Raw genomic sequence first — 16,336 nt, 5'->3', positions numbered from 1 at the left:
TCATGGTCTACTTCCTTGATTATAGTAAAGATTGGCATATTGAACAATTCACAGTTTTCAATTTTGCCTTTTTTCTTCATGTTCGGAGACTTTTGTTTTAGAAATAGAAGAAAATTAGTGAGATTGTCCCCTTTATAAAGATAGGTCTTTCCGTCTTTGACAATAACATCCAATCAATCCTATGATTAAAATGATAGTGCGCACTATCATTTTAATCATAGAGACACATACAAACCATTGGCTATTTGGATAAGGGGGCATTCCCATGTATTCAGTTTTATTTCATGCGGCTGAAGAATCCGCATCACTCGCAGGGGCAAAAGGCCTAAATTTAATCAAATTAAACAATCACGGTCTGCCAGTCCCAGATGGATTTATTATTAAAACCAACAGCTTTGAAAGCTTTCTTTCATATCACAATCTGCAGCCAGCAGAACAAAATCTTTCTCAAAAAATCAAAGAAGCATCGTTTCCTTCACAAATGGAAGCAGAGCTGCTTTCGTCCTTTCAATCATTGCGGAAGACTTATCCCTCAGTTGCAGTCCGCTCCTCTGCTGTTGCTGAAGATCTCGAAGGGGCCTCATTTGCAGGACAGTACGAGACCTATTTAAATATCAAATCAAATGAAGAATTTTTACTAGCTGTCAAAGAATGCTGGTCTTCTTATTTTGCAGCGAGAGTCGCAGACTATAAGGAAGAGATGAATGAAAACGAAGAAGAGATTCCACTTATGGCCGTTGTCGTTCAAGGATTGGTCCATTCTGACGTCTCCGGTGTCATCTTTAGTGAGAATCCCATATCGGGAAAAACAAATGAAATGATGCTGACCGCAAGCTACGGCTTGGGAGAAGCAATTGTCTCCGGTCTTGTGACACCGGACACGTTTATTGTAGATAAAGAGAACTTTTTCATTGAAAAAACACTTGGGGCGAAAGAGCTGCAAATTGTTCCTTTCCAAGAGGGTGTCATCGAGGAGCCAGTAGCGGAGGAAATGGCTGGCCAGTTTTGCCTGAACGATGATCAATTGAAAGAAATCGCACAAATCACAAAACAAGTAGAAGCACTTTACGGACATGGAGTCGATATCGAATTTGGTATAGCAAATGGGTCGTTTTATTTACTTCAAGCAAGGCCGATTACGACAGCTCTCTCAAAATCAGCAAATGAAACAGCAGGTGCTTCTTTTCTCATGCAGTCAGAAGAGCTGCAGGATTTCTGGATTTCAATGGACGATCATATGCCTGGTCCAACAAGCCCTCTTTTCTCAAGCCTGATCATACCAGCCTTAAAAAGCGGGATGAAGAAAAATGGAGAAAAGTATCAAGTACCTGATATGAACATCAAAGATATTAAGCTTTACAGGGGACACCTATACTCGGCACCGGAAATGTCTCAAGTGGGAGAGACAGCTGCACCCATTTTTAATGAAAGTATGTTTGAGTTATTTCCACATCTAAGTGAACGGATGTATAAGATTCTTGAAGAAAACTTCTTTCCATTTTACGAAAAACTCGATCGCCAAATAAATGAGCCTATAACCATTGAAAAAGCAATCGAAGGCTTTGAAGAATTAAAGGCTTTTTATATACGAGCATATGATGATCATTTTGATATCATCATGCCACAAGTCATTCTGTCATCCATAATCGAAGACATGCTTGTGACGTATACCGGTGATCAAACACAAGTCGTCTTGCTGCACGAAATGATGATAGGCGTGATGAACAAATCTCTTGAAATAGATAAGATGCTATCGGATATAGCAAAGGAAGTCCTTCAAGATCCAGAACTTCATCAAGCATTTATTCAGCATGAAAAGAACCCAGAGCTGTTGTATGCACTCAATCACTCGAAAAAAGGAAAACACTTCATTTCGAAATTAGAAGAATTTCTCCAAGTTTACGGCTGGCGATCTGTTAAAAGTCATGACTTTACGGAAGAAACATGGATAGAGAACCCTGAATATATATTAGATATCATTAGAAATAACATTCAGACCCAATGTGATTTTGATGAAGAATTTGCAAAAGCAGTGATCAAAAGACAAGAAACGTATAAACATTTTATGAGTCAAGTGAAGGATGAGTCGTTTAAAACAAAATTTGAGACGCTGTATCAATATGCCCTTCAAGCAGCGAATATCCGAGATGACCACCATTTCTACATTGATGCCATGTTAGATGCTAAAGCCCGGGTATATCTATTAAAAATTGGTGAACTTCTTACACAAAAAGGAGCAATTCCTCATCAAGATGATATATGGAATCTCTATGATGAAGAGGTATACAAAGCACTCACAACGTCTACCTCATTCGAATCGGTTGTCCAGCAAAGAAAAATAGAAATGAAAGAAAATGAAGACATTCAACTCCCAGCTTACACCGGCACACCAACTGAAGCTGAATTGCAGCAAGTGGAAAGAATGCTTGGTTCGTTAAGAGAAAACGAAAACAACACAAACGATGTGATCCATGGAATTGGCGCATCCAGTGGTATTGTTTCTGGAAGAGTAAAAGTCATTACATGCGCTGAAGAATTCTCACAATTTCAAAAGGATGATATTTTAGTTTGCAAATCGACTACACCCTTATGGACGAGCTTATTTAGAGATGCAAAAGCAGTCATCACAGATGCTGGAGGCATTTTATCCCATTCAGCTATTATTGCTAGAGAGTATATGATGCCAGCTGTCTTAGGGACTAGAATAGCAACTGAAACACTCCAATCCGGTGACCTTGTGACAGTAGATGGCAGCAATGGACGCGTTCAGATATTAAATCAGCATTCACGTTCATGAACTAATCGTATTGGCGGTCATAGATTTTATCGGTATACTTACTTTGTTGCAAACACATTCATAACCTGAGGTGAGTATGCTTGTTAAAATCTACAAATCAACGAATCATTCGCGCAACAATGGATTTATTAACTGAAAAGGGCTATCAAAAAACAACAACCAAAGAAATAGCGACAAAAGCGAATGTGAGTGAAGCAACTATTTTCCGCAACTTTAAAAACAAACGCGGCGTCATTGCTGCCATTATGAAGATGAAATCATTACCGACAAAAACCCTAGAAGCAGAATTTAAAGGCGATTTATACACCGATTTAAAGTTTCTCGGTACCTATTTCCTTGAAAATTTGACTTCCAAAAAAGAATTTATTTATATCAGCATGCGAGAACCGGATATGTTTAAGGATTTAACGAATCATGAAAAGTTATATCCTCAAGAACTGAGAGAAATGCTGATACAATATTTCAAAAAGATGGGTGCCAAGCATCGTGTATTAAAAGAAAAAGAAGACATTTATGCAGACATCTTCATTAGTACGTATTATGGATTTTTCATTCAGCAACTAGAGCAAGATTTCCAACTCGTGCTCACACAAAAAGAAGATTTTATTGAGACATGCACACACATTTTCATGAGAGGAATTTCTCCCGCTTAAAGGGTGAAATTCTTCTTTTTTACAAAAGGTGGTATACACATTGAAGTTAAACAAAGAGAGCCTCATCATCTATTCTTTGTTGCTTGGGGCTATACTAGTTCCAGTCAACTCAACGATGATCGCAGTTGCTCTATCATCCATATCAACGTATTATGATCAATCCCTTTCAAACATCACTTGGGTTGTCACAATTTATCTTATTGTCATGGCAGTCACACAGCCTATCGCTGGTAAGTTAGGAGATATATACGGACACCGGCGAATGTATTTAATTGGGGTCATGCTCTTTTTAATTGGCTCGATCGGATGTGCTTTAGCACCTAATCTAGCTTTTCTCATCATTTTTCGTTCCATTCAAGCAGCTGGTGGTGCTATTTTAACACCGAATAGCATTGCATTGATTCGTGCAACAGTATCCCCCGAAAAACTGTCTAAAACAATGGGATACTTTGGGTTTGGAGCCGGTATTGGTGCCGCACTTGGACCTTTTATTGGTTCGATTCTTATTCAGAGTTTTGATTGGCACTCTATATTCTTTGTAAATATCCCATTCTTGTTCCTTACACTTGTTACCGGCGTATTACTCATTCCAAAAATAAACCATACACGCTTACAAGTAAATGTGGACATCATTGGTTCATTGTACTTAACCATCGGGATTGCCACACTCATTCTATGCACAAAAAGCCATTTGCTAAATGAATACTTGATCTATGGAATTCTAGCGTTGATCGTCATTCCATTATTCTTTATACATGTACGGAAAGTAAAGAATCCGATCATCGATTTATCGCTTTTTAAAAACAGTTCATTTACAAATGCTAACCTGTCGATCATGCTAAGTAATTTTGTCATGTATGCCATCCTTCTAATTATGCCGCTGTTTATGGAACAACAACTTTCACTGTCTCATACACAAAGCGGTATCATTCTATCAGTATTTTCTCTTTGCATGTCTATTAGCGGCTTGCTAGGGGCAAGACTCCATCCGAAAAAAGGCGCTAAAAAAATGATTGGCTTTTCATTTATCTGCCTCACTTTATCAGGGATCATGTTAATCACACTCAGTCAGTACCCTACCTTACCACTGCTTATCGTGACACTTATCGCAGGTGGAATTTCATCAGGGATTGGAATGACTAGTATGCAGATGGCTTCTTTAACGTCTGTTGATCAAAGCTTATCCGGTTCAGCATCTGGTATTTTCTCTACCTTTCGATATTTTGGCAGTATCATTTCGTCTACATTGATTGGTGTCATGAGTGGTTTTCAATCTTTATTTATTGTATTAATGGGTGCAGGCATTCTTGGTTTCTTTTTATCTCAACGTGTAAAAACAAAATCAACCTCCCCATCATCTGAACATTCCGCCTAATGGCTCCCTTGCTCTATGTCTATTTAGAGCGGGGGAGTTTTTCATCATTTGTATCACTGTAAGCTATAGCAAGTGCATCCATCAAATCCTGAAAATCATCTTTTAAAGAAGGAAAAATGGCATACGACCAGACAAAAAAGGAACTTCAAGTACAAATTGTCTCCCCTCACTTCACCTAAAAACTCTTTTTCATTCTTTTCAGCATAGATAACTTCAATTTTTTTTCACAATTTTTGTGGTATGATTTTGAAAATAGAGAACGCAAAGGAGCGGAAGAATGGAACGTATGAAATATGTTTTAATCTGTTTATCAGCTCTACTTTTATTCTTGACAGGCTGTGGAAAAGAACAGCAATTTACACCGCCAGGCAGCTCTCAATCGATCGCTGTCATCTCTCAATTAAAAAAAGCCTCCTTTTCAATAGTTGATATACAAAAAAATAAAATGCTCTCTTCTGTGGATTTAAAACACCCACTTACTGATCTTATTCAAATTAATAAAGACGTCATCATCGCTACAAGTAAAGAGGGAGAATCCCTTATCGAAATCAATCTAAAAAATGGGACAGCAACAGATTATATGAATGTGGATAAAGGACTGACTTCCCTTACATATGATGCAGCTTCTCATACATTAATTGCTGCAAATTCGCAGAAAAATGTCGTTTATTTTATTGATACGAAGAGTAAAAAAATAAAATCAACTGTGAAAACCGGAAAATTACCTTCTTCTATGACAATTTCTTCATCAGGTGTTTTATTTGTTTTAAATGCAGAAAGTCATACTGTCTCAGTCATAGATATTGAAAAGGAAAAAAATATACGTACGTTTTCTGTACTTGAACGGCCTTCTGGGATTCATTTTGATGGGCAGTCCATTTGGATCGGCGGCCATGGTAAACAAGGTACCTTAAATAAGAGTATTCTTGCTTATGACCCTAAAACTGGCAAAAAACAGCGAGAAATAAAGCTAGGCGTTATGCCTGTTGCATTTTTTCCAGAGAAAAATTCTTCTACTTTATATGTACTATGTCATGGAGATCATACGCTATACAAAGTAGATACCAAAACAAATAAGCAACTTGCTTCTGTTGAAACTGGTCAAAATCCGAATTATATCACCGCTGATACGACATCAATTTATGTGAGTAACTTGGATGACAACTCAGTATCCATCATCGATAAACACTCACTTATTATGAAAAATCAACTAAATGTCCCATCAGGACCTTATGCTATCGTGTTGGAGGAAAAGAAATGAAGGAACAAATGCGTATTTTAATCGTAGATGATGAGCTTGATATGCTTGAGCTAATCGGGTCTTTTTTAAAGAGACATGGCTTTCACATTACTACTGCGAATAATGGAAAAGATGCCTTGCATCAGCTTGAAAAGGAATCTATTGACCTTGTTGTATTAGATATCATGATGCCTGACATGGATGGATTTGAAGTCTGTCAGCGTATTCGACAAACATCTCAAATTCCAATTTTATTTTTAACAGCAAGGAGTTATGAGGAGGACCGAATTAGAGGACTTGAAATTGGAGCAGATGACTACATCATGAAACCTTTCAGTCTGCGTGAGCTTGCAGCAAGAATTGAAACAACCCTGAGACGAATTAGAGGTCTTTCGCTAAAGCGCAGCCGAATACAGATTGGTGACATGGAGATTGATCAAGATGGCAGACAAGTTTACCTCCATCAACAGCCCGTTAATTTAACAAGAAGAGAATTTGATTTACTCATGTTTCTTTTGCTCAACCAAGGACAAGTGTTTTCAAGAGAACACCTTTATCAAAAATTGTGGGAATCACATTCAACGAGCGGCTCTTTAAGAACAGTCGATACACATATCAAAACGCTGCGACTGAAATTAAAGGAAGCAGAACGATATATTAAAACCGTTTGGGGTGTCGGCTATAAGTTTGAGGAGGAAGGATGAAGCCATTATCGATTAAAAAGAAAGTACTCTTCTTAATCCTTGCAGTGATCGGAATCGTTGCAGCCTCAGCGCTTGCCCTTACTTTTTACTTATACCAGCATTTATATATTGATAAACAGATCGATTCCTTAAGTTTGCAAGGTAAGAAGCTGGCAGAAATCTATCACACACACGGGAAAGACAAGTATTTTACCGACAGAATGAAATGGGCAAATGACTCAAGTCAGGCGAACGTTATTTTTACAGATGATCCAATGGAACTTTCAAGTGGACTTCCTTTTGATACGGACACAAATGACAATCTCATTACGTTCAAGGAACGCCAAAAGCTCCTTCAAGGTGAAACCGTCGTGTTAATTAGAGAACACCCAAAGTTTCACCAAGATATTCTTGGCATCGCCATTCCTGTTTTCTCAAGCAATGATGATCTATCGGGAACTATTTTCCTCTCCATGCCCTTATCAGATGTATATGAACCCTTTGTTCAAATTAGATTGACGCTTGGTATATCCATCTTTTTGATTATGCTCCTGATATTCTTGATCGGATATAAGAGCTCCAATAAAATTGTGCAGACCATTAATAAAATGAAAGAAATTGCAATAGAAATGGAATCTGGTGATTTCTCAAAACGAATGGTCGTAACCAAAAAAGGAGATGAATTAAACCAGCTTAGCCGCTCCTTTAATAAACTGTCTTCAACTCTCGAAAAAGTTGAACAGCACCGCAGAGAATTTCTTGCGAATGTCTCTCACGAACTTAGAACGCCTTTAAGTTATATGAAAGGCTATGCAGAAGGAATTGAAGAAGGGATCATTGATCAAAAGAAAGGGATGCAAATCATCCAAGATGAGGCCACACGTTTAAGCCGTCTTGTGCACGATCTTTTAGATCTTGCACAGTTAGAAGGAGACTCTTATCCACTAACGATGGAGCCAATTGTCTTTGCACAGCTGATCCACGATGTTCTTGATCAAATGGCATTCGTCGCAGGCAATAAAAGCATTACTTTCAAACGAATGCTTGAAGAGGATTGTATTGTTTATGGTGATAGCGACCGTCTCCAACAAGTGATACGTAATTTACTGGACAATGCCATTCATTACACGCCATCTGGGAAGTCAATATCAATTGAATTACAAGTTCACCAAAGTGTTGCTGAATTGAGAGTGACTGACGAAGGCAATGGTATTCCAAAAGAAGATCTTCCACATGTTTCTGAGCGATTTTATCGTGTAAATAAAGCACGAACAAGAAAAGATGGCGGCTCTGGCCTTGGATTAGCCATTGTCTATCAAATCATCAAAAAGCACCATGGGACATTCAACATTCAATCTGAGCCTGGCTTTGGTACAACAGCCATCATTCAACTTCCCAATGCTCCATTCAATGAGAGCTCACCTACTCTATAGCTACTCACATATTTTACTCTCATTGGAATCACTATTTTATCTGATAAATTCAGTATCCATAGAACTTTCTACAACTTGAACAGCTCTTTTCATTAAGAGCTGTTTTTATTTCTAAAAAATAAAAAAATGGCCTTTTTTTATTAACATTTTATTCATATTTGCTTGTTACACTTTTTTCAAGTGAAGAAAAAGGAGTGACATGCTTTTGATCAGACGTTTTCAGAAATTTGATATTTATTTATTTTTCATATTGATCTTATCTGCCATCTTAAACATTTATAACATTTGGGAAGATGATACGGTGAATGCGTATTATACTGCGGCTGTCACAAGTATGATGCAAAGCTGGCATAATTTCTTCTTTGCTTCATTTGATCCAGCAGGATATGTCACGGTGGATAAACCCCCGCTCACCTTCTGGCTGCAAACAATCAGTGCCAAAATTTTTGGTCTCCATGGATGGAGCGTCATCTTGCCTCAAGCTTTAGCAGGCATTGGATCTGTTTATCTGATCTATCGTCTTGTCAAACCAACTTTTGGTCAAGCAGCGGCAAGATTAGCGGCACTTATCATGGCGTCTACACCTATTGCGGTTGCTGTATCTCGAACAAATAATATTGACAGCTTACTTGTCTTTATACTTTTACTAGCAACAGGAATGATGTTCAAGGCTGTAAAACAGCAAAAGGTTCTTTGGGCGATTGTTTCGTTTGCGATGATTGGCGTCGGCTTTAATACAAAAATGCTACAAGCCTATATGATCGTACCAGCACTCCTTCTTTTTTACATCATTGCCTACCGAACAACATGGAAGAAAAAGTTGTTATCACTGATGATTTCAATGATTCTTCTTTTAGGTGTATCTGCTTCTTGGTCTATCGCTGTTGATCTCACTTATAAAGACAATCGCCCTTATATGGGATCAAGTCAATCGAACTCAGCACTAGAATTAGCCTTTGGTTACAACGGTCTTCAGCGGTTGACTGGTCAACAGTCTGGCGGGGGAGGCGGCACAAATCAGGGTGAGGGACAGCCACCTTCACAGCAGGGTGATCAGCAAAATGACAATGATTCATCCACCATGCCTCAGCCGCCATCTAACGGAAATCAAAACAACTCAGACAATTCAAACCAATCATCCAGTCAGGAACAGCCTTCAATGCAAGGACCACCAAGCAGAGCAAACGGCACAACACCACCTGATATGCCTTTAGGCGGTAATGGTGATGGACCGCCAAATGGCGTGGGCGGAAAAATGGGAAATGGCTCCGGCATGTTTGGTACAGGAACCAAGGGACCGCTACGTTTATTCCAATCTGAACTATCCGATCAAATCAGCTGGCTGCTTCCATTTGCAATCTTCGGTGCGATTGGTATCTTCTTCTCGACTGCCTTTGAAAGAAGACGTCTCAATACAAAACAAAAAGAAACTCTATTTTGGTTAGCTTGGCTTATACCTGTTGCTGCATTTTTCAGTGTAGCAGGATTTTTCCATCATTATTATTTGATCATGCTGGCACCGCCTATTGCTGTATTAGCAGGAGCCGGATGGGTTTCTATGACACAATTATTTCAAACAGGAACTGGGTTAAAAAAATGGCTGCTTCCAATTGCGATATTCGTTACAACAGCATTTGAAATCTTTATCCTATCCACCTTTACAAGCACGATCGGTCTTGGGCTAAGCATTGCAGTCGGTATCATTGGTGTTGGAACAATCCTTTCTCTACTTTTGATAAAAGGAAAAGAAAAACGAAAACAATTCGTGTCTCTCATCGCCATCCTTGGCATGCTGATTGCACCACTATACTGGGCAAGTACACCTCTTCTTTATGGAGGAAACAGTATGCTTCCAGAGGCTGGGCCTCAGCTTGCCACTTCAAGTGGCAGCATGAGTTCACAAGTCAATGAAAAGTTGATCAGCTATCTTGAGAAAAACAATACGGGAGAAGAGTTCCTATTCGGAACAACAGATGCAACCACTGCTTCACCTTACATTATTAAAACAGGAAAAGCTGTTATGGCATTAGGTGGATTTAGTGGATCTGATAACATTCTCACGCTTAGTGAATTCAAACAGCTCGTCAAAGACGGCAAAATCAAATATTTCTATCTTACTGGTATGAGAGGCGGCAGTTCTGACATTCTAACTTGGATTCAAAAAAATGGCAAAGAAGTATCTGCTTCTAAATGGCAGAACAGCTCTACATCCAAAACGAACCAGCAAACAGACAGCCAACAATCAGAACAAAATGATCAGTCAAATGGACCAATGGGCGGAATGGAGAGCGGCACTCTTTATGAACTATCCGTTGATTAATTCATCTATTAAAAGGGAGGAACGATGACTGATGGAAAAGAACATACGATATTCTATTGTAGTCCCAGTCTATAATGAAGAACTTGTGATCCATGAATCCTATCAGCGACTGAAAACAGTCATGGATTCGACGGGAGAAGCATACGAGCTTCTCTTCGTCAATGACGGTAGTATGGATCGAACAGCTGAACTAATTAAAGGGTATTCCCAAAACGATCCGAATGTAAGACTCATTGATTTCTCACGTAACTTCGGACACCAAATTGCAATTACAGCTGGGATGGATTATGCAAAGGGTGAAGCTGTCATCGTGATAGATGCAGACCTACAAGATCCGCCTGAATTGATATTAGAGATGATCGCAAAATGGAAAGAAGGCTATGAAGTCGTATACGCCGTGCGCACCAAACGAAAAGGTGAAACTTTTTTCAAAAAGCAAACCGCTTCTCTTTTCTATCGCGTTTTACGTCAGATCACCGAAGTAGATATCCCAATTGACACCGGTGACTTCAGGTTAATAGATCGTAGAGTGTGCCATGAAATGAGAAAAATACGAGAAAAAAATCCATTTGTTCGCGGCCTAGTCAGCTGGGTAGGTTTCAAACAAATTGCAGTAGAGTACGTTCGAGATGAACGTCTAGCAGGAGAAACAAAATATCCGCTCAAAAAGATGCTTAAGCTCTCGATGGATGGAATCACTTCCTTTTCCTATAAACCTTTGAAGCTAGCGAGTTTAGCAGGAATTGCCCTTTCCGCTATCGGATTCATTTCAATGTTTCTTGTACTTTACTTAAAGCTTTTTACAAACAGCACCATTACAGGATGGAGTTCATTAATTGTCATACAGCTGTTCTTTAGCGGCATTATCCTCTTTATGCTGGGAATGATTGGGGAATACATCGGCCGAATCTACGACGAGGCAAAAGATCGACCACTTTACATCATAAGAGAGAGTTACGGGCTTCAATCAAAGCCACATCCTGTTCAACCCCCTGTTCATTTCAAGCAATACAAACAGCATTAAAAAAGCGTGTGAGACCTCTTTCAAGGTCCCGCACGCTTTTTGTATTAAGCAGCTGTTTCAAACCGCTTTCTGTTAATGAAGAAAGAAAGAGTAATAATCAGATAAATGCCCATTGTGACCATTGTTTGGACAATTGGAGTTGTTGACACAACGCCGATGAAAATGGCAATGATCGCAATCACAGAAAACCATGTTGTAAAAGGATACAGCTTCACACGATATCCTCCTGGTTCTGCTACACTTCGAGATTTCAAATGCCCGACAGCAATAATAAACCAGATGAATAAGACCGTATAGCTTAAAGATCCCATTAAATAATTAAAAGTTTGACTGCCTACAAAAAGAGAAATCAATACAGCGGCATACAATGTAGATGTACACACTAGGATTGCTCTAACAGGCACCTGCTGTTTTGATAGCTTTGAAAAGCCCTTCCATACTCGTCCATCCATCGCTTGCGTATAAAGTACCCTTGAGGATGCGTACAGTCCAGAGTTCATAGAAGACAAGATCGCTAGTAAAATGATACCGTTCATGATATCACTTGCGTATGGCACGCCAATTGTTGCAAACACGGTGACGAATGGACTCACTTGCTCATTGTTTACTTGATTCCAAGGAATCAAACTGACGATGATGAAGAACGGCAGTACATAGAAACCAATGATTCGTACAAATGTACTTTGAATGGCCTTTGGGATGACTTTTTCAGGGTTTTTTGTTTCTGCTAATGTGACCCCAATCATTTCAGTCCCGCCATATGAATACACCACAACAAGCATGGCCGCAATTAAGCCGCCCGTTCCATTCGGGAAAAATCCTCCGTGACCGGTTAAGTTGGATAATCCCGGTGCTGCATGCTGTCCGAATGAGACAAACAACATGGTTAACCCAATAATAATAAATAAAATAATAACAGCAATTTTAATAGAGGCTAACCAGTACTCTGTCTCAGCAAACATTTTAACAGAACATACATTGATCAATGTCACAACTAGTGAAATGATTAACACAAGTGTCCAAATCGGCACCTGTGGGAACCAGTACTGAATAAAGATCGCAGACACGATCGCTTCTGCTGCAATGTTCAGCACCCACATTTTCCAGTATATCCAATCTAAGAAATAGGCCGGATATTTGCCTAACACAGGTTCAATTAAATCACGAAATGTTCTTGCACCAGGTCGTGCAACCGTCATTTCAGCAAGTCCTTGCATAATAAATAATAAAATAAGACCACCAATCATATATGCCAAAATGACAGCAGGACCTGCGATATCAATAGCAGAGCTGCTTCCTTTAAAAAGACCAGCACCAATTGCACCGCCAAGTGCGAGCATCATAATATGCCTTGACGTCATTGTTCGTTTTAACTGCACATGTTCCTTTTCCATTTTCTTTAGCTCCTTTAAATTTGAATCTTCAGACAAATATAAGATAAAAGCATATAAAAAGGCCAGTCATCTCCTGAAGAGACGACTGACCTTGCAACCGCGTTACCACTCTAATTGATTCAACCCTAGCTGAATCCAACTTAAAACCCGTTAACGGAGGTCACACGTAAAGACTTACTATTCATTCAGTCTTACCGCTCTTTGAGCGAGTTCAATGATTCGTTTTACTGCGTTGCACCAACCCGCAGCTCTCTTAAAAAACGGATGTTCATCTACTATTCTCAAGTCAAAGCGTTTATAGTCAATTTGTATATTCATCAAAGATTTTATTTTTTAAATATACTGACTAACCACGCAATTGTCAACATCCTTTTTCAGACATTCTCTTTTAACGAATCCAAACAGCTACTTCATCCATCGGACGGCGCGTTTTGCCGCGCTTCGGCTCGGTCACACGATAACCAAAGGCTGCCATGACAGAAATATCATACTGACCATCCTCAAGCAGCCCTTCTTCATCTAGAATGCGATGAATCTCATCGTAGCTGAATCCCTCGACTGGACATGAATCAATACCAATTTGCGCAGCGGCTGTCATCATGTTTCCAAGGGCAATATACGTTTGTTTTGAAGCCCAATCAAAGAGCGTACGTTCATTTTCTAACAAATGAAGATCATTCTCTTGGAATTCTTGGTAGCGTCCCTTCACCATCTCGAACGTTTCGTCTGTCATTCCTTTGATTTGCTTGTTGATGTATTCTGCATATGCTGAATCATAACGGGCATCTGTTCTTGCCAAGATGATCACAAAATGGCTCGCAGTCGGAAGCTGCTTTTGCGCTCCCCATGTATACTCTTTTAATTTTTCTCTAAATGCTTCATTTTGAACCACGAGGAACTTCCAAGGCTCAAACCCTACAGAGCTTGGGGAAAGTCTTCCTGTTTCTAAAATAAACGCAAAATCATCCTCTGATATTTTTTTCGCTGGATCAAACTCTTTTGTCGCATGGCGGAACTCATACGCCTCAATGATTTCTTTTTTTAATTGTTCTTTGTCTCGCATTGTATTCATCCTTTCTATTAACCAATTAGGGTGTGTGTTTCATCAATCCAATTTCTTTCCATTCACATATAGAAATTGTTATGATAAGAAAACAAACAGCCCGAATGTGTGATGTGATATCTATATGGTATAAGAAAAGCTTCGGGTGATTCAAGTACGCACATTTTTGTTCGTTAGTTACCATCTTGTTCGTATATCACCAAATTTGCCTTAGAAAGGAGTCTTAAGATGAGTGCACCATCCAATCCAGTCAGTATTGTCAATCATGGCTGTCCCGTTTCAGTGACGACAAGTGTCATCGGAGGGAAATGGAAAGGAGTGATCCTTTATCATTTGACTTGCGGACCAAAACGCTACAATGAATTGCGCCGGCTTCTGCCAAGAATTTCTCAGCGTGTCCTCACACTGCAATTGCGTGAGCTTGAACAAGACGGCGTTGTTCATAGAGAAGTCTATGAGGAGGTCCCCCCTCGTGTCGAATATTCACTCACTTCTCTCGGAAATACCTTAAAGCCTATCATCTTCGCCATGCGTGAATGGGGCGAATCCTACGGGAAAGAAGCGCGCCCAAAAGAAAAAAGCTGCCATCTCTAGCAGCTTTTTTTAAGATGAAATTGCCGTTGGTTCTTGCTGTGGATCATCCTTTACAAACAGGATGCCAAGCTGATGATGCTCCCCTTCATAAGAAGCCCGTTTCTCAAATCTTGTCTGACCATTTAAGCCAATGATCTCGAGCTTTGTTAGAGCACGATTGGTTTGAAGGGCTTCATAAAATTCCGAAACGGTTTTTACCTCAATTCCATTCACTTTTGTAATGACCTCTCCGATCTCAAGCTTTAAATCAGCCGCTGGTGTATTTGGAATAATTCCTAGCACCATCAGCCCTTGATTACGCTTAGAGAAGTAGAACGGGGCAGCATTGTCATTGACCCTCTGCTTCCATGAGAGAAAGGCTCTTCCTATCACCGCAATCAATACAGCTCCCCAAGCAATCGGTTCAAACCAAATACTTGCAGCACCTAATAAGGCGACAGCGAGTCCGAGCATGAGAATACGCCGCGCTGTAATTTGAATACTAACAATTGGCAGTGAGCCTTGAATTCTCTGACCGAATCCGATGATATAAGGAATCAAAATAAATGAAAAGCTTTGATCATGCACTTGAAGCACCGGCCACCATGGCAGAGAAGAAGTGAATTCACCTGCTGGCATCAGCAAAACAAGCGGTAAAAGCCACAGACGGTTTGCCCGCTGCTGACCAATTAAAAGTCCTCTCGCACTCATCACCATAGCAGGCGATGTACGTAAATGCGCCGTTCGATAGGCTAGGATCCCCTCGGTCATTAATAAAAGTCCTAGCAGAATGACAACGGCTGATGCATTCATCATTGAGAGCTGCGGCAGCCAAGAATGACTCACTTGGAAATGCATCAGTCCAAGTGCCGCAATAAAACTGAAACCGAGTGTGTATGCAGACGAAAGCGCACTCGCCTTAAAGAATAAAGAGAAAACGATGGTCATCGCTGCAATCAGCACGATGAATCCAGGGGGGAGGGCAATCCCTAAGCCTACTGAAATGACGGATAGGCATATCCCTAGAATCCATCCCTTTGAATATGTAAATTTAAGTTCATCGTATACATCTTCTATTCTTGTTTGAAACGCTTTTCTCTCCCGCTTTACGCGGATGTAGCCATGCAATAGGCTGATTAATATCATGAAATAAAAAAGAGGATGGATTAAAAACAGACCGACCGCTTTTAATCCGGCTCCCATCCACTCCGAGCTCATTATCGTTCACCGCCCAAGTCAAGCATTTTCTCTTATTCTATCAAATAAATCGATGCTTGACATCAGGTTTATTTCTCCTGATTCATCCAAAGTGTGACATTCGACAGTGAAAAATCTTTTAAGTAGTGATTGACATCTACATCTAGTATGCCGCCGAGCAGCTGCATCGACCTCTTGATGTCGGTTAAGTTTATACCAAGTCTCTTATGATTATCCATTAAATAATTGAAGTATATCTCAGCACAGTCTTCATCGATTTCGTCGACTGATTCTACCGTTGTGTAATTGACCAAGTACCTGCTTAACAGCATGAGCAGACTTAATGCCTTTGTAGCGGAAAACGTCACATCTTTCGAACGACTCTTAAGTTCCTCTACCAACTCGTAATATTTTTTCTCTCTCACAATACTTGCCCTTTTCAATTGTGTACCCCCATTTACTAGTTCTTTTAAGAAAAGCGCAAACCTCGGTACAGCTTAATGCTCAAGCTGAATATCCGCAAAAAATAAAATATTTAAAATGAGTGCTACTTTTTATTGTAAGAATTATTTATGTAACATACA

13 protein-coding genes and 1 other annotated feature are annotated in these 16,336 nt (G+C 39.7%); of the genes, 9 read left to right on the top strand and 4 right to left on the bottom strand.

All coding sequences use genetic code 11. The annotated features are described in order from the left end of the window. Positions 1 to 265: 265 nt before the first annotated feature. The 8 genes from AMR95_RS03015 (at position 266) to AMR95_RS02980 (ending at position 11,525) form a co-directional block, all read left to right on the top strand. Entirely contained in the window at positions 266 to 2,797 is a 2,532-nt protein-coding gene (locus tag AMR95_RS03015) for a PEP/pyruvate-binding domain-containing protein (protein ID WP_058837555.1), read from the top strand. Positions 2,798 to 2,877: 80 nt separating this feature from the next. Continuing rightward, the gene (locus AMR95_RS03010) at positions 2,878 to 3,450 is read left to right on the top strand and encodes a TetR/AcrR family transcriptional regulator (protein WP_058837554.1); all 573 of its coding nucleotides are present in this window, start codon (positions 2,878 to 2,880) and stop codon (positions 3,448 to 3,450) included. A gap of 40 nt (positions 3,451 to 3,490) precedes the next feature. Continuing rightward, positions 3,491 to 4,825, top strand: a complete 1,335-nt coding sequence (locus tag AMR95_RS03005) for an MFS transporter (protein WP_058837553.1) — start codon at positions 3,491 to 3,493, stop codon at positions 4,823 to 4,825. Between the two features lie 277 nt (positions 4,826 to 5,102). After that, positions 5,103 to 6,086 (top strand): hypothetical protein, encoded by a 984-nt coding sequence (locus tag AMR95_RS03000; protein WP_058837552.1) that lies wholly within the window; start codon positions 5,103 to 5,105, stop codon positions 6,084 to 6,086. Further along, positions 6,083 to 6,769: a response regulator transcription factor gene (locus AMR95_RS02995; protein ID WP_058837551.1), complete on the top strand. Its 687-nt coding sequence runs from the start codon at positions 6,083 to 6,085 to the stop codon at positions 6,767 to 6,769. The genes AMR95_RS03000 and AMR95_RS02995 overlap by 4 nt, the downstream gene beginning before the upstream one ends. Beyond that, on the top strand, positions 6,766 to 8,181 hold the full coding sequence (locus AMR95_RS02990) for a sensor histidine kinase (RefSeq protein WP_058837550.1): 1,416 nt from the start codon (positions 6,766 to 6,768) through the stop codon (positions 8,179 to 8,181). The genes AMR95_RS02995 and AMR95_RS02990 overlap by 4 nt, the downstream gene beginning before the upstream one ends. A 205-nt stretch (positions 8,182 to 8,386) precedes the next feature. After that, positions 8,387 to 10,501: an ArnT family glycosyltransferase gene (locus AMR95_RS02985; RefSeq protein WP_058837549.1), complete on the top strand. Its 2,115-nt coding sequence runs from the start codon at positions 8,387 to 8,389 to the stop codon at positions 10,499 to 10,501. A gap of 31 nt (positions 10,502 to 10,532) precedes the next feature. Next, positions 10,533 to 11,525, top strand: a complete 993-nt coding sequence (locus tag AMR95_RS02980) for a glycosyltransferase family 2 protein (protein ID WP_058837548.1) — start codon at positions 10,533 to 10,535, stop codon at positions 11,523 to 11,525. 44 nt (positions 11,526 to 11,569) lie between these two features. Here the strand turns inward: AMR95_RS02980 and AMR95_RS02975 are convergent, their stop codons facing one another. Both AMR95_RS02975 and AMR95_RS02970 read right to left on the bottom strand, forming a co-directional pair. Then, positions 11,570 to 12,919: an amino acid permease gene (locus AMR95_RS02975; protein WP_047201859.1), complete on the bottom strand. Its 1,350-nt coding sequence runs from the start codon at positions 12,917 to 12,919 to the stop codon at positions 11,570 to 11,572. Positions 12,920 to 12,993: 74 nt separating this feature from the next. Beyond that, positions 12,994 to 13,218: a binding site (T-box leader), on the bottom strand. Positions 13,219 to 13,307: 89 nt separating this feature from the next. Beyond that, positions 13,308 to 13,982, bottom strand: coding sequence for an NAD(P)H-dependent oxidoreductase (locus tag AMR95_RS02970; protein ID WP_039181741.1), 675 nt, complete (start codon positions 13,980 to 13,982; stop codon positions 13,308 to 13,310). A 228-nt stretch (positions 13,983 to 14,210) separates the two neighbouring features. On the opposite strand from AMR95_RS02970, the gene AMR95_RS02965 reads away from it, so the two are divergent. Beyond that, a complete protein-coding gene (locus AMR95_RS02965; RefSeq protein WP_024423595.1) occupies positions 14,211 to 14,576 on the top strand; it encodes a winged helix-turn-helix transcriptional regulator in 366 nt (121 codons plus the stop codon). 9 nt (positions 14,577 to 14,585) lie between these two features. On the opposite strand, the gene AMR95_RS02960 is transcribed toward AMR95_RS02965, so the two are convergent. Both AMR95_RS02960 and AMR95_RS02955 read right to left on the bottom strand, forming a co-directional pair. Next, complete coding sequence (locus tag AMR95_RS02960) at positions 14,586 to 15,773, bottom strand: PDZ domain-containing protein (RefSeq protein WP_024426241.1); 1,188 nt, start codon at positions 15,771 to 15,773, stop codon at positions 14,586 to 14,588. 68 nt (positions 15,774 to 15,841) lie between these two features. After that, on the bottom strand, positions 15,842 to 16,195 hold the full coding sequence (locus tag AMR95_RS02955) for a swarming motility protein SwrAA (RefSeq protein WP_003212923.1): 354 nt from the start codon (positions 16,193 to 16,195) through the stop codon (positions 15,842 to 15,844). Positions 16,196 to 16,336: the final 141 nt, after the last annotated feature.

The organism is Bacillus sp. G1(2015b), from assembly GCF_001482475.1.
Lineage (GTDB): Bacteria > Bacillota > Bacilli > Bacillales > Bacillaceae > Bacillus > Bacillus safensis.
This window is presented reverse-complemented; position numbering and strand designations above follow the sequence as displayed.